The organism is Telluria sp. ZB2R32 (assembly GCF_059685715.1).
Genome location: NZ_JCASIG010000001.1, coordinates 99295 through 116060, shown reverse-complemented (window position 1 = coordinate 116060; position 16766 = coordinate 99295). Strand labels below are relative to the sequence as shown.

The window sequence follows — 16766 nt, the reverse complement described above, 5'->3', positions numbered from 1 at the left end:
AGCGTTTGGGTGGAGCCGCCCACTTTACGGGTCTGCCGGACACGGAACGGCCGTCGAAAAAAAACAGCCCGGATATACCGGGCTGCTCTTATGCGAAACGCGAGACCGCTTAACGGCCGCGGCCACCGGTACGCGGCGCCGCGGCGCTGCGCGGACCACGGCCGCCATCGCCGCCGCGATTGCCGCCACCGGCCGCAGCCGGACGGCCACCGCCGCCATTACCGGCAGGACGGGCACCGCCCGCAGGCGCCGCTCCGCGCGGCTGGCCCTGGCCACGGCCAGCGCCGCCACCACCGCCCGGACGGCCACCGCGGCCGCCGTGACCCGGCGCGCCGCTGCGCAGCTGGATCGGCTGGGCCTTGGCATTCAGGTCCGGCTCGAAGCCCGGGATCACGTGACGCGGCAGCGTCTGCTTGATCAGTTTCTCGATGTCTTTCAGCATCTGGTGTTCGTCGACGCAAACCAGCGACACGGCTTCGCCGGTGGCGCCGGCGCGGCCGGTACGGCCGATGCGGTGGACATAGTCTTCCGGCACGTTCGGCAGGTCATAGTTGACCACGTGCGGCAACTGGTCGATGTCGATGCCGCGCGCGGCGATGTCGGTTGCCACCAGCACCTGCAGGCTGCCGTCCTTGAATTCGGCCAGCGCCTTGGTGCGCGCGGTCTGGCTCTTGTTGCCGTGGATCGCCATCGCGCCGATGCCATCCTTGCCCAGCTGTTCGACCAGTTTATTCGCGCCGTGCTTGGTGCGGGTGAACACCAGCACCTGGCTCCAGTCGTTTTCCTTGATCAGGTGCGACAGCATCGGGTGCTTCTTGTCGCGGTCGACCGGGTGGATCTTCTGGGCGATGACTTCCACGGTCGAGTTGCGGCGCGCCACTTCGATCGAGGCCGGGTTGTTCAGCAGCTTGTCGGCCAGGGCCTTGATCTCGTCCGAGAAGGTGGCCGAGAACAGCAGGTTCTGGCGCTTCGGCGGCAGCAGGGCCAGCACTTTCTTGATGTCGTGGATGAAGCCCATGTCGAGCATGCGGTCGGCTTCGTCCAGGATCAGGATCTCGATCTTCGACAGGTCGACGGTGCGCTGGCCGGCGTGGTCGAGCAGGCGGCCCGGGGTGGCGACGAGGACGTCGACGCCGTGCTTCAACAGCTTGATCTGCGGGTTGATGCCGACGCCGCCGAAGATCACGGCGGAATTCAGGTTGGTGTACTTGCCGTACAGGCGCACGCTTTCCTCGACCTGGGCCGCGAGTTCGCGGGTCGGGGTCAGGACCAGGGCGCGGATCGCGCGCGGGGTGCTCTTGCTGGTCAACGCGGCACCGACCTTGTCGGTCGACAGGCGCTGCAGCAGTGGCAGGGTGAAACCGGCGGTCTTGCCGGTGCCGGTCTGGGCGCCGGCCAGCAGGTCGCCACCGCCGAGCACGGCAGGAATCGCCTGTGCCTGGATCGGGGTTGGCGTGGTGTAACCTTGTTCAGCGACTGCACGGACGATGGCGTCGGACAGGCCGAGGGTAGCAAATGACATAGACTCTTCTGGTGAGGTTGATTCCGCCGCGGCGCGAGCGGCGCCAGGATCGGAACGGACAATCGACCGGCACACGCGCATCGTCGTGATGCGCCTGTCGGACAATTGATTATAGAGATTTTGTTGCGCGGTAGAAATGCCGGGATGGGTGCTCAGTGACGCAACCCCGGTACGCAACGCGCCAGGGCCACAAGCAAGCCTGTTATTTTACGCTAGTTACGCGAAAGGGACCATCAGCGGCACCATCTGTGCGAACACCTTCGGGCCGGCGGCCATGATGTCGCCCTTGTTCAGGTAGGCGGACTCGCCGTTGAACTCGCCGCAAATGCCGCCCGCTTCGGTCACCAGCAGCGAACCGGCAGCGATGTCCCAGATTTTGAGGCCCTTTTCGAAGAAACCGTCGACGCGGCCGGCGGCCACGTTGGCCAGTTCCAGCGCGGCCGAGCCGCTGCTGCGCACGCCGTGGCAGCGCGAAGCGACGACTTCGTACATGCGCAGGTATTCGGCGAGCGCGCGAGGATCGGGACCGTGGCCGGCGGCGATCAGGGCCTTGCCGATGCGGTCGTGGTTCTTCACGCGGATGCGCTTGTCGTTCAGGTAGGAACCGGCGCCCTTGGACGCGGTGAACAGGTCGTTGCGGACCGGGTCATAGATGACGGCCTGGGTGATCACGCCCTTGTGCTGCAGCGCGATCGAGATGCAGAAGTTCGGGTAGCCGTGCATGAAATTGGTGGTGCCGTCGAGCGGGTCGATAATCCAGACATACTCGCTGTCGTCGTTCAGGTTGCGCGACGGGCCCGACTCTTCGCCGAGGATGGCATGGTCAGGGTAGGCCTTCAGCAGCGTTTCGACGATTGCCTGCTCGGACGCCTGGTCGACGTCGGTGACGAAATCGTTGTGTTGTTTTTCAGAGACCGTAATACGGTCGAGGTCGAAAGACGCGCGGTTGATGACGGTGGCGGCGCGGCGAGCGGCCTTGATGGCCGTATTGAGCATTGGATGCATTGTGCTTTTCCCTGAAAAAAACGCTGAAGCCCGCGGCGCATGGAGCGTCGCGAGCGATCGAGTATGAGGTGACGACTTAAAGCCGAATTAAAGAGCGGGGCGGCCGCCGAACAGAGTAAAATTCCGGCCCTTGATGCCGAAATTCCAATTGCTCGTCGCCGCGCGATAGCGCTATTTTAAATGAACCCGCCCAATTCCGACACGTCTCTTTTCACTCGTCTCCGTTTCGTTCTGGTCGAAACCAGCCGCGCCGGCAATATCGGCTCGGTGGCCCGTGCCATGAAGACAATGGGTTTTACCGAACTCGTGCTGGTGGCGCCGCGCTGCGCCGATCCTTTGACTGACCCCGAAGCCGTTGCCTTTGCCAGCGGCGCCCTCGACGTGCTGAGCAATGCGCGCATCGTCGGCAGCATCGGCGAAGCCCTGGAAGGCTGCAATTTCGCCGCCGCCGTCTCGGCGCGCCTGCGCGAATTCTCGCCGCCGGTGTGGACGCCGCGCGCATTCGCTGGCCATGCCGCAGGGCAGAGCGAAGTGCACGCCGCACTCATCCTCGGCAACGAACGCGTCGGGCTGCCGAACGAGATCGTCGAAAAGTGCAACGTGCTGATCAATATTCCGGCCAATCCCGCCTACTCGTCGCTGAACCTGTCGCAGGCGGCGCAGGTGCTGGCCTACGAATGCCGGATGGCGGCCATCGGCGACGGCGTGCCGGAAACCCCGGTCGGCTTCCATGGCGACGCCGCCAGCGTCACCCAGATCGAAGGCATGTATGCGCACTTGGAAGAGGCGCTGGTGTCGATCGGCTTCCTCAACGCCGACAATCCGAAGAAACTGATGCCGCGCCTGAAACGCCTGTTTGCGCGCACCCAACTGGAGACGGAAGAAGTTAATATCCTGCGCGGGATTGCACGGCAGATCCTCAAACGCTGACGACGCGCTCCGCCGCCCGCGTCCTATTTCCCGCCGTTATTCCTTGTAGTAGACCACCTGGTGCGTGGTCGCCAGTAGCTCGCCAGTCTCGCTCCAGATCTCGGCCGTCTGGTCGAAAAATCCCCTCCTGAAATTCAGCGCCCGCGCCCGTCCCAGCACCGGCGCGCTGCCTTGCGCCGCCAGTTGCGCGGCGTCCGCATGAAAGTAAGTGGTCAGGGCGACCGTGCCGATCGGCACCCACTGCGGCCGGCGCACGAAGATGCGCGGGAAAAAGGCGTCGCAGATGGCCGACAGCGACAGGAAGTCGAGCGGGCGCGCCGGCTGGTCGCGCATCCACAACAGCGATTCCGACGAATCGCTGTCCGTACCGGGCGCCCCGGGAATGCCGTCGACGAAGCGCATTTCGTAGCAGGCGGTCCATGCGGCGCGCGCAATCGCCGGCGCCGGCGCGATGCTGTCGGCCGGCGGCGCCGCCGGAAAGACCGCGTCGAGCGCCTGCCAGGTATCGCGCCGGACGGCGGTCACCGCCGTGGCAAACGCCGCGACACCGTCATCCTGGATCAGTTCCACATACCAGTGCTGGGTCGAGCGGTTGGTGCGTACGGTCCTGGCCTGCACCGAAAAGCCGCCATCGGCGATCGGCGCGGCGAAGTGCACGGTGAGCGACAAGGGGTCGCCCAGGCGCTGCGGATGCTGCATGATCGCATTCAACAACGCCGCGCCGATGACGCCGCCGAAGGGGCCGACCATGTTGGCGTAGGCGGGATGCGTGTGGCCGGTGTAGGCGCCGTCGGTCGCTGGTTTCAGCGCGATGGCTGCGTCGAAGATGTGCGTGGGTTCGCTTGTCGTCATGGTCGTCTCTTGTTGGTTTCCTGTCAGGATACGATAACTGTTCGGAAACTGCTGACGGAGGACGCTGTCAGGAAGAAGAAAGACCGGTGGCCGCTCGACGATTATCGGTTCGGCGCAGGGCGGCGGCGTGCATGCAAAGCGCGGGTCTATTTGAGCTCGTGCGTCAACAAAGAGAACATTTTCTCCTTACAACGTGCCACGAACTCATCTTCCGTTTCATCGTTATGGGGCTTTCCGATCGCCGCACTGAATTTACTCAGAAACTTTTCGCTATAGGCTAAGCCACCGATTTTATTTGCGAGATCTTGCGCTGCGGGTTCCGAAAATACTGGGGCATCTCCAAGCTTGATTTGTCGTAAATCTCGCGCCACCGATGTGCTGACCGAATCCTGCGAAAGGGCCAAGGCGCGGCCCGCACCGGAAGTGCGGTCTTTTACGAAGTCGATAAACCCGCTCATGCTGCCGACTCCTTCCTGCTCGACTGGAAGTAGGCGCGTAAAAGCGCATCGAAGCTCTCAACGACAAAGGATAAAATGCGCTGTTTTTGCGAGTCAGGGACTTTGCCCCAGAATTCGAATAACCACGTCACGATTTTGTTAAGGATTTCCACCATGTTCATTCCAATCACAAGGTTGAGCGCACAACACGCGAACACCTGAGTTTAAAATGAATTTTTCCTTGGTGCAACAAAATAGCAATATCGCATGCCGGAGGGGCCGCCGCTTTACGGGTGTAGCGTAATCACTTCGTCACCCGCGAGCGCCCGGCACTGTGCCCCGATCGGCTGCCACCCGCGGCGCACGACGATGCGTTCGCTGTCGTGGCACAGTTCTACCCGGCGCGCGGCCGGCGTCCTGGCTTGCACGAAAGCCTCGATCGACTCCGGCAAGCTGACCTGCAGCTTGAGTGCGTGGATGTCCTCGACCGGGTGGTCGTTTACATGCAGCAGCGGCACGAACTGGCCGGCGAACATCATCGCGTGCGACGGGATCCGCACCGGGCCGGCGGTGTAGCCCTGGGTGCGCAGCCAGGCCTGTGCCTGGGCGCGCGGGGCGGAAGTTCCATCGAGATTGCCCCAGGCGCCGGCCAATAGTTCGGCCACCCACCCGTTACAGTTCTGGTAGCGCGTCCCGAAGGCATAGGCGTTGGCGCTGTACTCTCCGGCCAGCAGCGACAGCGCCAGCGGCTTGTCGAGCGCGGCCCGTTCCAGCAACGCACCATCTTCCTCTGGCAGGAAGACCAGCGACATGTGGCCGGCAGCGGGGGTGTCGGCGCCGAGGGCGAAACCGGCCACGCCCTGGTCGAACAGGCGCGGGCGCGATTCGTCGCAGGCGTAATAAAGCTGGCGCACGGCCCAGGGGCCGGCGGGATTGTCCTTGAGGGCGACGGCGGCGTGCGAATACAGCAGGCCGAAGCGGCTCAGGTCGGTGCCGGCGCGCGCCACCAGCGCCACGCGGGCGCCGGAGCGTTCGAGTTCGCGCTTGACGACGCCGGCAAAACGCAGCACGCGGTCCTGTTCGGCGGCAGTGATTTCGCTGGCGCGTTCGCAAAAGGCCGGGATGCCGGCCCAGGCGCTGCCGCCGGCGCACAGCGCCAGTACAGCAACGGCGAGCCGGAATCGAACACGCATCAGATCGCGACTTTTTGCGAACCCAGTTCGCGGTACCAGTTGTCTTCCAGCGCGAGGAAGAAGGCTTGCTTGCTGTCGGCATGGGCGAATTCGTAGCCGTATTCGCGCGCGTTCACCTGCACCAGTGCGCCCTTGCCGACAGTGCGTTGCGCCAGCGCGCGGTTCGGCACGTCGAGGGTGAATTCGCGTTCGCCGACGGCCGCGTGCAGGGTCATGCGGGTGGTGTCCGGCTTGCCCGGTGCGGCGGCGACGTCGATCACGCGGTATGCGCCGGCGGCCACGCGGCGGTCGTCGCCCGAGCTGTTGCTGGAGGCGCCGATCGAATCGGAGACGCTGCCCGACGAGGCCGAACCCGCGCTGGAGGCGGACGAAGCGGCGGTGCTGGCAGCCTGCACAGGCAGGGCGCAGGCGGCGGCAAAGATGGCCAGCAGGGTGGCGCGGGAGAGGGAAGTGGTGGTCATGTGGAGCTTTCGTAGTCGAGCTGAATACGCCTATGGTACAAGCCCGCCGCGCGCAAGAGAAGGCTCGTCCGAAGGGGTGACCAAGTATACGTGGCGCTATGCAAACAAAATTTGCATGTGGGGCGCATCTTGCAAAGCTTATTTGCCTGCAGCATGAGATCGCCATCATCCCGACGATCCCCTCTAGAGCGATGCCGTTTCGACAGCACTGCCTGGCGTACACTAGCCTCGACAACAACAAGGATTCCAATGGAGACCAGGCGTCGATCGTTCCTGAAGGCCGGCTTGCTCGGCACGCTGTTGCTGGCCGCGGGCGGCGGCATCTATCGCGCCGTGCAGGCGCCGGGCCCGCAAGGTTTCGTGCTCGATGGCGAGGCACGCGCCGCGCTCGCGGCCATTGTCCCGGCCATGCTGGCGGGCGCGCTGCCGCATGGCACAGCCGAACGCGCGGCCGCCGTCGACAGCGCGATCGCAGGCGTGCACACGGCAATCTCGAACCTGCCGCTATCCGCGCAAAACGAAGTACAAGACCTGTTCGGCCTGCTCGCGCTGGCGCCCGCGCGCCGTCTGCTGACGGGTATCTCCGGCGGCTGGGCGAGCGCAGATCCGCGCCAGGTTGCCGCCTTCCTGCAGGACTGGCGTCTGCATCGCCTCGCCCTGTTGCGCACGGCCTACGGCGCGCTGCACGATCTGTCGCTCGGCGCCTGGTACGCGCAGCCGGCCAGCTGGCAGGCGATCGGCTATCCCGGCCCGCTGCAGGAACTGGCCTGAGATGCGGACCAACATCGTTCCCGACCCGATCCAGGCCGGCCGCGCGCGCGGCTGGCGGATCGTCGACGCCGCCACCCTGGAAGCCGACCGCACGCTCGAGGCCGACGTCGTCATCGTCGGCAGCGGCGCCGGCGGCGGCGTGACGGCCGAGATCCTGGCGCTGGCCGGCTTGAACGTCCTGATCGTGGAAGAGGGCGCGCTGCGATCGTCTTCCGATTTCAAGATGCGCGAAGCCGACGCCTATCCGGCCCTGTACCAGGAATCGGCCGCGCGCCAGACCCTCGACAAGGGCGTCAAGATCCTGCAGGGACGCACCGTCGGCGGCTCCACCGTCGTCAACTGGACTTCGAGCTTTCGCACCCCGCCATCGACGCTGGCCTACTGGCGCGACCGCTTCGGCCTGTTCGACTACGATGCCGAGGCGCTGGCGCCCTGGTTCGCCATGATGGAAGCGCGCCTGCACGTGAGCGACTGGCAGGCGCCGCCCAACGCCAACAACGACCTGCTCAAACGCGGGCTCGACCAGCTCGGCATCGCATCGGGTTTCATCCGCCGCAACGTCAACGGCTGCTGGAACCTCGGCTACTGCGGCATGGGCTGCCCAAGCAATGCCAAGCAATCGATGCTGGTGACGACGATTCCGTCGGCGCTCGACCATGGCGCGACGCTGGTCACGCGCGCCCGCGCCGAACGCTTCGTCTTCCACGGCGAGCGCGCCGACGAGTTGCTGTGCAGCGCACTCGGCGCCGACGGCGTGGCCACTACCGGGCGCGTGCTGCGCCTGCGCGCCAGGCATTTCGTCGTCGCAGGCGGGGCGATCAACTCGCCGGCGCTGCTGCTGCGCTCGGGCGCACCGGACCCGAACCGGCTGCTCGGCAAGCGCACCTTCCTGCACCCGACCCTGATCTCGGCCGGCATCTTCCCGCAGCGCGTGGACGCCTGGGCCGGCGCGCCACAGACCGTCTATTCCGACCACTTCCTGGACACGCAGCCGATCGACGGCGCACTCGGCTACAAGCTGGAAGCGCCGCCGCTGCACCCGGTGCTGCTGGCGACCACGCTCAACGGCTTCGGCCAGGATCACGCCGCCATCATGCGCCAGTTCCCGCACCTGCAAGGCACGCTGGCGCTGCTGCGCGACGGTTTTCATGAGGAGTCCGCGGGCGGCGCCGTGCAATTGAAAGATGGCGCCGCGGTGCTCGACTATCCGCTCAACGATTTCCTGTGGGACGGCGCGCGGCGCGCCTTGCTCACCATGGCCGAAGTCCAGTTCGCGGCCGGCGCCGTCGCGGTGCAGCCGGCGCACGACACGGCGCGCCGCTATACGTCGTGGACCGAAGCGAAGCGCGCGATCGCGGCCTTGCCGCAAGGGCTGCACCTGACGCGCGTAGCCTCGGCCCACGTGATGGGCGGCTGCACCATGGCCGGCAGCGCGGAGCGCGGCGTGGTCGCGCCGGATGGCCGCTACCGCGATCTCGCCAACCTGTCGGTACACGACGGCTCGCTGTTCCCGACCTCGATCGGCGCCAACCCGCAACTGTCGATCTACGCCATCACGGCGCGCCTGGCCAGCACGCTGGCAACCAGCCTGACCGGCAAGCCGGCGCCACGGGTGTCGGCATGAGCGCGCGCCGCATGCTGCGATGGCTGCTGGTCGTGCAAGGCGTGGGCGCGGCCGCCGTTGCCATCGCCGCCTGGCGCCTGCTTGGTGCCGCGCCATGGGCGGCGCTGGCGCTCGGCCTGGCCTGCGTGGTGCTGGTGCGCCTGGTGATCAACATGAACAATTTCGTCCTCAGCGCCTGCTTCGCCAGCCCGACGCCGCGCGAATTTCATCTGGGCTGGCGCGCGCGCCTGCACCTGCTGGCCGAGGAATACCGCAGCAGCATGCTCTACACCTCCTGGTTCATGCCGCGTGCCGTCGCCTGCCGCCGCATCGAGCCTGATTCGCGCCATGTGCCGGTGCTGCTGATACACGGCTACGGCTGCAACAGCGGCTATTGGGCCTACCTGGTGCCGCGCCTGCAGCGCAACCACATCAGCTACGGCGCCATCGACCTGGAACCGGTCGGCGGCGCGATCGACGGCCACGTACCGCTGGTCGAGCGCGCCGTCGCGGACCTGTGCGCGGCGACCGGTGCGGCGCAGGTCGCCATTGTCGCCCACAGCATGGGCGGGCTGGTGGCGCGCGCCTGGATGCGCGAGCACGGCAGCACGCGCGTGGCGCGCCTGGTTACGCTCGGTACGCCGCACCACGGCACCGGTCTCGCCAACTTCGGGCTGGGTGCGAACGCGGCGCAGATGCGGCGCGTGCGCGGCGCAGCCTGCGATTGGCTGTGCCGGTTGGCCGCGTCCGAAGACCCGGCGCGGCGTGCCCTGGTCACCTCGATCTTCAGCCACCACGACAACATCATCTCGCCGCAGACATCAAGCGTATTGGAGGGCGCGCGCAACCTCGCGCTGGGCGGCGTCGGCCACGTGGCGCTCGGCTGCAATGCCCGCGTGCTCGACCTGGTGATGGAAGAGCTGGGCGCGCTGACACTGGACGCGCAGATGCCGGCCGTGCTCCTGGTCGACGACGATCCCTTCATGCTCGCGATGCTGCGGGAAACACTGCAGGGGCAGGGCTGGCGCCCCCTGGCGGCAGGTTCCGGCGCCGCGGCGCTGGCCGTGCTGGCGCGCGAACCGGTGGCCGCGATCGTCAGCGACCACGTGATGCCTGGTCTCAGCGGCGCCGCATTGCTGGCGCAGGCACGGCGCCTGCAGCCCGCGAGCTATCGCATCCTGTTGTCGGGCGCGCGCGACGACCCGGCGATCGCGGCGGCGCTGGGGAATGGCGACGCCGACGCCTTCCAGGCCAAGCCCTGGCGGTTGGACGACTTGCTGGCGCTCCTGAACGATGCACGCGCCGTTTACAATGCGGGTACTAAGGTGCAGGCCTACAATGGGCTGCACAGGATGAGGAAGCGATGACGAAAAATATCAAGGAACTCGAGCAGGAAGAAGAAGAGCTGTCGCGCGCTGTGCGCAGCTCGGCCCAGCAGATCTGGCAGGCGGGCCTGGGCGCATTCGCCAAGGCCCAGCAGGCGGGCGGGCGCGAGGGGGGACGTGAGTTTACGCGCCTGGTGCGCGACGGCAGCGAGCTGCAAAAGCGCGCGCGCCAGGTCGAGGATGCAACCGACACCGTGGCGCGCAAGGCCGAGCGTTCCAGCCGCCGCGCTTCGGGCACCTGGGGCAAGCTGGAGCAGGTGTTCGAGGAACGCGTGGCGCGCGCCCTGGCCACCATCGGCGTGCCGGCGCGCAGCGAAATGGAGGCGCTGAACCACCGCATCGACGAACTCGAGCGCATGGTGGCCGAGCTGGCGGGCGAACACCTGCGCAAGAAGGCCGATCCGAAGCCGGCGCCGGCCAAGCGTCCCGCCACGAAACGACTCTCCACAAGCCGCGCCGCGAAGCGAAGCGACGCCGCCGACTGACAGCGCAAGGGTCGGGCCATGGCGGCCGCAATGCCGCCAACATCCGGTTCGATGATATGCTTGCGCGTGACACCATTCAGACCGCCATCCATGCTACAGAAAGCTCCACGCCGCACCCGTGAACGCATCCTCGAGCTCTCGCTCAGGCTGTTCAACGAGTTCGGCGAGCCGAACATCACGACGACCGTCATTGCCGAGGAGATGAATATCTCGCCCGGCAACCTGTACTACCACTTCCGCAACAAGGACGACATCGTCAATTCGATCTTCGTGCAGTTCGAAGCCGAGATCGAGCGCATCCTCACGGTGCCGGCGGGACGGCGCTCGAACATGGAAGACGTCTGGCTCTACCTGCACCTGATGTTCGAGCTGATCTGGCGCTACCGCTTCTTCTACCGCGACCTCAACGACCTGCTGTCGCGCAACCGCAAGCTTGAGCTGCACTTCAAGGCCATTCTCGCCCACAAGATCAAGGTCGCGCGCCAGTTGTGCGAAGACCTGCGCAGCGAACAGTCGCTCGAAGCCTCCGACCAGCAGATCGGCGCCATGGCCACCAACATGGTCGTCGTCGCGACCTACTGGCTGTCCTACGAATATGTGCGCAACCCGCGCAAGTACAGCGAGCAGCAAGCCATCGCCGACGCCCTGGCGCGCGGCTGCTACCAGGTGCTGTCGATGCTCGGACCCTACCTGCGCGGCGATACCAGCCTGCTGTTCGAAAAGCTGAGCGAAGAATACTTAAAAAAGCTGCCCGACGAGGGCCGCGACCCGAGCGCCTGATAAAACCACCCATGGCGGCGTTGCAGCGTCTCGCCGTACTAGCGTACTGTCTTCGACGCTGCGCCTTGCCCTGGGCGGTTTTATCAAGCGCTCTACTATTTTGGAATTTTCATGAAATCCATCGCCGTCTACTGCGGCGCCTCGAATGGCGCCAAGCCCCTGTATGCCGACGCCGCGCGCGCGTTGGCGCGCGTACTGGTCGAACACAACATCGCCCTCGTCTACGGCGGCGGCAAGGTCGGCCTGATGGGCGTGATCGCCGACGAGGTATTACGGCTGGGCGGCGAAGCCACCGGCGTCATCCCGCGTGCCCTGGTCGAACGCGAAGTCGGCCACGCCGGCCTGACGCGGCTGTTCGTGGTCAAGGACATGCACGAGCGCAAAGCCATGATGGCCGAGCTGTCGCAAGGCTTCATCGCCATGCCCGGCGGCTTCGGCACGCTGGAAGAGTTGTTCGAGATGGTGACCTGGGCCCAGCTGGGGATTCATGCCAAGCCGATCGGCTTGCTGAACGTCGATGGGTTTTATGACGGCCTGGTGAGTTTTGCGCGGCACCAGGTGGGGGAGGGATTCGTGCGCGAAGGGCATGCAGCGTTGATGCACGTCGATGCGGATGCCGAGGCGTTAGTACGGCGTTTGCGCGAAGCGGCTGGCGTCAAATAACACCAGTTCGTTACGAGCAGACCGTAGGGTGGGCGGGAGACCCGCCCACCCTACGGTCTGCGCACGCTGTTCGGTGAAATTTTTCGCCGCTACGCCATCTCCAGCGCATGCACCTCCAGCATGTCGACAATCTCGTCCGCCGACACCGGCTTGCTGAACAAATACCCCTGCATCTCGTCGCATTCGTTCTCGCGCAAGAATGCGCGCTGCTGCTCGGTCTCGACGCCTTCGGCGATCACGCGCAAATTCAGCTTGTGGCCGAGCGAGATCACGGCCATGGCGATCGCCTGGTCGTCGGCGTTGTCGGCCAGTTCGCTGACGAAGCTCTTGTCGATCTTCAGGCGGCTGATCGGGAAGGTTTTCAGGGACGACAGGCTCGAGTAGCCGGTGCCGAAGTCGTCGATCGACAGCGACACCCCCATCGCTTCGAGTTCGCGCATCTTCGCGACCGACTTCTGCAGGTCGCGCATGATCAGGCTTTCCGTCACTTCCAGTTCCAGCAGTTCCGGCGCCAGGCGGCTGTCGCGCAGGGCGCAGGCGACGCGCTCGACCAGGCGCGCTTCCTCGAACTGGCGCGCCGACACGTTCACCGACATCGTCACCGGCGGCAGGCCGGCGTCGACCCAGGCGCGCGCCTGGCGGCAGGCTTCGCGCACTACCCAGTCGCCGATCTCGACGATCAGGCCGCTCTCTTCGGCGAGGCCGATGAAGCGCTGCGGCGGCACCATGCCGTGTTCCGGATGCTGCCAGCGGATCAGCGCCTCGACGCCGAACACGCGCCCGCTGCGCAAGTCCACCTTCGGCTGGTACAACAGGCGGAAACCGTTGTCGGCCGCGCCTTCGAAGGTGGCCTGCACGGCCTGGCGCAGGCCGTCGAGCAGCACCAGCTTTTCCTCGACGCTGGCATTCATCTCGCGCGCATAGAACTGGAAGTTGTTGCTGCCCAGGTCCTTGGCGCGGTACATCGCGGCGTCGGCGTTCATCAGGAGGGCGCTGGCATCCATGCCGTCGCGCGGATACATCACCACGCCCATGCTGCAGCTGACCTGCACCGCCTGGCCGCCCACTTGCACCGGTTCGGTGACGGCGACGCGGATCTTTTCCAGCAGCGGCGCCAGCGCGTCTGGATCGTGGCCCTGGTCGGGCAACAGGATCACGAATTCGTCGCCGCCGAAGCGTGCCAGCGTGTCGCTGCGGCGCAGGCAGGCGCCCATGCGCTTGCCGACCACCTTGAGCAGTTCGTCGCCGGCCTTGTGGCCGAGGCCATCGTTGACCAGCTTGAAGCCGTCCAGGTCGACGAAGGCCAGCGCCACCGCATTGCCGTTGCGCGCCGCGTTGTGGATCGCGTGCTCGATCCGGTCGTGCATCAGGGTGCGGTTCGGCAGGCCGGTCAGCTCGTCGTGGTGCGCCAGGTGGAAGATGCGCGCCTCGACCTGCTTGCGCTCGGTGATGTCGCGCACGATCACGACCACGCCGTCCTCGACCGCCACGATCTGGCGGTGCAGCCAGCGTCCGGCGGCCAGGCGGGTCGAGGCCTGCCATTCGCCTTCGCGCGGCTGGCCGTCCTGGGTCGCCGCGGCCAGGTCGTCGAAAATGCCGTTGTCGCGGTAGTGCGGCAGCATGTCGCACAAGAGCATGCCCTGCATCTCGGCACGCGCCAGGCCGGTGATGCCCTCGGCGCGGGTGTTGGTCGCTTCCACGACGAAGTCGGCGATGCGCCCGCCGTTGCCACGTACTGCACGCAGCACGAAAAACGCATCCAGGCTGCCCTCGGAAGCGGCGGCATAGGTTTCCTGCGCGCGCCGCGCACGGCGCCGCACACGCGCCAGCTGCCAGGCCCAGCCCGCGACCACGGCCACCACCAGCAGCAGCAGGGCGCTGGCGCTGGCCGCGGCCAGCAGGTAGGTGCGGCGCTTTTCCTCGAAGGCCGCAAACTGTTCGTCGTGCGCCAGGCCGACCACGATCGCCAGCGGGAAGCCGTGCACGCGCTGCACGCTGGTATAGCGGGCGATGCCGTCGGGGCCTGTGTGCAGCGTGACGCCGCCCTCGGAGGCGCCGAGTTCGATGCGCTGGCCCCAGCTGACATGGTCGCCCACGCGCAGCGCGCGCATCACGCCGTCGACGCCGGCCAGGCCCAGCATGCCGTGCTCGCCGTCGCGCGAGCGTTCGTAGGCGCTGGTGAAGTACGACGGCTCGGCTGCGACGATGGCAATGCCGGCGAAGCGGCCGGCGCTGTCGTTGATGCGGCGGGTAAAGTGCAGGTGCGGCTCGGCGCGGGCGCCGTCGCCCAGGGTCGCGCTCACGAAAGGCAGCCCCAGGTCGTTGTTGCGGTGGTAGAGGAAGTAGCCGGTGCCGGAGACGTCGTGCTCGCCCTGTTCCGGGTTGCTGGCGTTGACGTGGCCATCGCGGTCGGCGACGGAAACCACGAACACCAGGCTGGGCGGCAGCAGGCCTTGTGCGCGCAGCGCCGGGATGGCGCCGTCGGCGCCGTTCAGTTCGACCGCGTACTTCAGTACTTTCAGGGTCTGGTCGATGCCGTTCAGGCTGCGCGCCATCTGCGCTTCGTAGGTCTCGACGCGTTCCAGCGTGGCCGCGTGCACGGCGTTCACGGTTGCGGCGCGGTCGGCGTCGATCACGCGCAGCGTCAGGACCCACAGGCCGATGACGAGCAGGACCGCGAACAGCGGCAGCGAGATGTGCGTGTCGAGCCCGCGTCCGAGCCAGCCCGCCAGCCTGGGGCGGCGCGCCGCGCTGCGCGGGGAGAGGGAAGTGGAAATCATGGTCGTCCTTTCAATGCACCAGCAAGACCTGGCGCACGCTCGGGTCGAGCGCCTCGCGTTCGATGTAGCCGATCAGGGCCGGGTCCTCGGCCACCGCCTTGCGCACCGCGGCGCTGCCGGCCAGTTCGCGCGGCGGCTGGCCGCGGCCGGTGAACACCATCTTCGACCAGTGCGCCTTCAGCAGGGCCGGCGTCTTGCCGGTCACGCGCAGGTAGAACTGGTCGCGCTCGACGGTGCCGAGCGGCTGGTCGAGCGCGCTGGCGACGGCGCCGTTCGGAAAGCGCGGCGCCTGGCCGAGGAAAATCGCGGCCACCTGTTCCGGCCGCAGCGCTTCGACGCTGCTGCGCGCCGAGACCACCACCACCAGGTCGCCGGCCTGCGCCAGGCCGGCGCAGCATGCGAGGAGAAGGGAGACCAGCAGCCTTGCATTGTGACGAATACTGCGACGTGTCATGGCGGCCCTCAAAAGACGAAGTCGAGGGCGGCGCTGGTCACGTGCGCCGTGCGCCCGGGTTGATAGTCCGGCGTCGAATTGATGAACAGGCCGCGCGAGCCGCCATGGGGGGTGACGCGTTCGTGCTGGAACTTCAGTGCGACGTTCGGGGCACAATCCCAGCGCAGGCCGGCGCTGAGCGTCGATTGCGAGGGCACGCTGCGCATCAGCAGCATGTCGAGCCCGGCGTTCAGCGCGGCACCGGCGGCTGCGTAGGGCGGCGCCAGGCCGTCGAGGGAGAGTGCCTTCGGACCGCGCGGCAGGATGCCCCGTACCCGCGCATAGCCGGCATAGGGCGTCAGGTTCCCATGGCGCCAGCCGCCGCTGAGGTAAGCCGAGCGCGTGCCGCCGAGGAAACCGTCGACCTGGGTGTAGCCGGCTTCGCCCAGCACGAACCACCCACCCGGATCGTAGTTCATGCCGAGGCTGACCATCGAGGCGCGCTTGTCGGCAATGGCCAGGCGCTGTGCGATGTCGCGCCCTTGCGCGCTGAAACCACGCAGCGCATTGGACAATTCCGGGTACATGCTGAGCGACACGCGTGCGGCCATGACGGATGCGCGTGCGCTCAGGGCGCCGCGCTCGACCGTGTGCGACAGGCCGGCAATGCCGCGCCCGTTCAGGCGCGCGCCGCCGTAGAGCGCCACGTCGGTATGGCCGTACAGGACCTGGGTGGTGCTACGCACCGATTCGCCGTTCCACTGCCAGCTGAGGTCGGCGCCTTCGCTGCTGCTCAGCGGCAGGACGCCGTACACCTCGATCGGCGTGCGGACCCACGGGTAGGCATAGCCGACCTTGCGGTAGTCGGCGGCGATGAATACCGGCAGCGCGATGCGCCCGACGCGCAGCGCCAGTTCGGGTGTGACCTGGTATTTAATGTTGGCCCATTCCACGCGCGGCTGGTAGCTGTTGTCGTAGCGCTGCTGGCTCACGACCTGCAGCACCGCCGACCAGCGCGTGTTGAGGGTAAAGTCGACCTGGCCACCCAGCTTGCTGTCGACGTGGCGGCTCCAGCGCGCTGTGTGCCCGGCGCCATCGCCCTGCAGGATGGTGGCGACGAAATCTGCCTGGCGCTCGTCGGAATGGACGACCCCGACCGTGCCGAAGCCGGAAAAGGTCCAGCCCGGCGCACCGGGGTCGGCGCAGGCGGCGCCGGCAAGGACGAACAGGATGGCGCCCGCGCAGGCGGGGGCAGCAAGGGCGGCAAGGGATGGGAACAACATGGATCGCTTTCGTTCGGGTCCGGCGTGCACGGATGAGCGGCACTGCCGGCGGCATGGGCGCGCGTATGGCGCACGCTATGGAACTGGACTGTAGCGGACCCGCCCCGCTGAAGTCGATGAATTTACGTATAGAAACGATTCGGCGGCGCTTAAGCGTTGTTGGGTGGCAACGAAAATTGCGTT

16 protein-coding genes are annotated in these 16766 nt (G+C 66.6%); 7 read left to right on the top strand and 9 right to left on the bottom strand.

Translation table 11 applies throughout. The features are described 5' to 3' along the window. Positions 1 to 109: 109 nt before the first annotated feature. Both AC56LG_RS00490 and AC56LG_RS00485 read right to left on the bottom strand, forming a co-directional pair. A complete protein-coding gene (locus AC56LG_RS00490) occupies positions 110 to 1522 on the bottom strand; it encodes a DEAD/DEAH box helicase (protein ID WP_497164189.1) in 1413 nt (470 codons plus the stop codon). Positions 1523 to 1738: 216 nt separating this feature from the next. Further along, complete coding sequence (locus tag AC56LG_RS00485) at positions 1739 to 2518, bottom strand: inositol monophosphatase family protein (RefSeq protein ID WP_497165001.1); 780 nt, start codon at positions 2516 to 2518, stop codon at positions 1739 to 1741. Between the two features lie 189 nt (positions 2519 to 2707). On the opposite strand from AC56LG_RS00485, the gene AC56LG_RS00480 reads away from it, so the two are divergent. Next, positions 2708 to 3457, top strand: coding sequence for an RNA methyltransferase (locus AC56LG_RS00480; protein ID WP_497164188.1), 750 nt, complete (start codon positions 2708 to 2710; stop codon positions 3455 to 3457). A gap of 36 nt (positions 3458 to 3493) precedes the next feature. Here AC56LG_RS00480 and AC56LG_RS00475 read toward each other — a convergent pair whose 3' ends face one another. The 4 genes from AC56LG_RS00475 to AC56LG_RS00460 all read right to left on the bottom strand — a co-directional run bounded on the left by AC56LG_RS00475 (position 3494) and on the right by AC56LG_RS00460 (position 6400). Further along, entirely contained in the window at positions 3494 to 4309 is an 816-nt protein-coding gene (locus AC56LG_RS00475) for an acyl-CoA thioesterase (RefSeq protein ID WP_497164187.1), read from the bottom strand. A 146-nt stretch (positions 4310 to 4455) separates the two neighbouring features. Further along, positions 4456 to 4767 (bottom strand): hypothetical protein, encoded by a 312-nt coding sequence (locus tag AC56LG_RS00470; RefSeq protein WP_497164186.1) that lies wholly within the window; start codon positions 4765 to 4767, stop codon positions 4456 to 4458. 266 nt (positions 4768 to 5033) lie between these two features. Next, positions 5034 to 5939 carry a DUF2145 domain-containing protein gene (locus AC56LG_RS00465; protein ID WP_497164185.1) on the bottom strand — a complete coding sequence of 302 codons (906 nt, stop codon included), beginning with the start codon at positions 5937 to 5939 and terminating at the stop codon, positions 5034 to 5036. Continuing rightward, positions 5939 to 6400, bottom strand: a complete 462-nt coding sequence (locus AC56LG_RS00460; protein WP_497164184.1) for a hypothetical protein — start codon at positions 6398 to 6400, stop codon at positions 5939 to 5941. The genes AC56LG_RS00465 and AC56LG_RS00460 overlap by 1 nt, the downstream gene beginning before the upstream one ends. 249 nt (positions 6401 to 6649) lie before the next feature. On the opposite strand from AC56LG_RS00460, the gene AC56LG_RS00455 reads away from it, so the two are divergent. The 6 genes from AC56LG_RS00455 to AC56LG_RS00430 all read left to right on the top strand — a co-directional run bounded on the left by AC56LG_RS00455 (position 6650) and on the right by AC56LG_RS00430 (position 12087). Next, positions 6650 to 7171, top strand: coding sequence for a hypothetical protein (locus tag AC56LG_RS00455; protein WP_497164183.1), 522 nt, complete (start codon positions 6650 to 6652; stop codon positions 7169 to 7171). Position 7172: 1 nt separating this feature from the next. After that, entirely contained in the window at positions 7173 to 8795 is a 1623-nt protein-coding gene (locus AC56LG_RS00450; protein WP_497164182.1) for a GMC family oxidoreductase, read from the top strand. Then, positions 8792 to 10141: an alpha/beta fold hydrolase gene (locus tag AC56LG_RS00445; RefSeq protein ID WP_497164181.1), complete on the top strand. Its 1350-nt coding sequence runs from the start codon at positions 8792 to 8794 to the stop codon at positions 10139 to 10141. The genes AC56LG_RS00450 and AC56LG_RS00445 overlap by 4 nt, the downstream gene beginning before the upstream one ends. Continuing rightward, complete coding sequence (locus AC56LG_RS00440; RefSeq protein WP_497164180.1) at positions 10138 to 10644, top strand: phasin family protein; 507 nt, start codon at positions 10138 to 10140, stop codon at positions 10642 to 10644. The genes AC56LG_RS00445 and AC56LG_RS00440 overlap by 4 nt, the downstream gene beginning before the upstream one ends. 90 nt (positions 10645 to 10734) lie before the next feature. Then, the gene (locus tag AC56LG_RS00435) at positions 10735 to 11424 is read left to right on the top strand and encodes a TetR/AcrR family transcriptional regulator (RefSeq protein WP_497164179.1); all 690 of its coding nucleotides are present in this window, start codon (positions 10735 to 10737) and stop codon (positions 11422 to 11424) included. A gap of 111 nt (positions 11425 to 11535) precedes the next feature. Continuing rightward, a complete protein-coding gene (locus tag AC56LG_RS00430) occupies positions 11536 to 12087 on the top strand; it encodes an LOG family protein (protein ID WP_497164178.1) in 552 nt (183 codons plus the stop codon). Positions 12088 to 12176: 89 nt separating this feature from the next. Here the strand turns inward: AC56LG_RS00430 and AC56LG_RS00425 are convergent, their stop codons facing one another. The 3 genes from AC56LG_RS00425 to AC56LG_RS00415 are packed head-to-tail and all read right to left on the bottom strand — an operon-like array spanning position 12177 to position 16583. Continuing rightward, positions 12177 to 14867, bottom strand: coding sequence for a bifunctional diguanylate cyclase/phosphodiesterase (locus AC56LG_RS00425; RefSeq protein ID WP_497164177.1), 2691 nt, complete (start codon positions 14865 to 14867; stop codon positions 12177 to 12179). Positions 14868 to 14877: 10 nt separating this feature from the next. Further along, on the bottom strand, positions 14878 to 15321 hold the full coding sequence (locus AC56LG_RS00420) for a phosphate ABC transporter substrate-binding protein (protein ID WP_497164176.1): 444 nt from the start codon (positions 15319 to 15321) through the stop codon (positions 14878 to 14880). Between the two features lie 8 nt (positions 15322 to 15329). Then, positions 15330 to 16583: a hypothetical protein gene (locus AC56LG_RS00415; protein WP_497164175.1), complete on the bottom strand. Its 1254-nt coding sequence runs from the start codon at positions 16581 to 16583 to the stop codon at positions 15330 to 15332. Between the last annotated feature and the right edge of the window lie 183 nt (positions 16584 to 16766).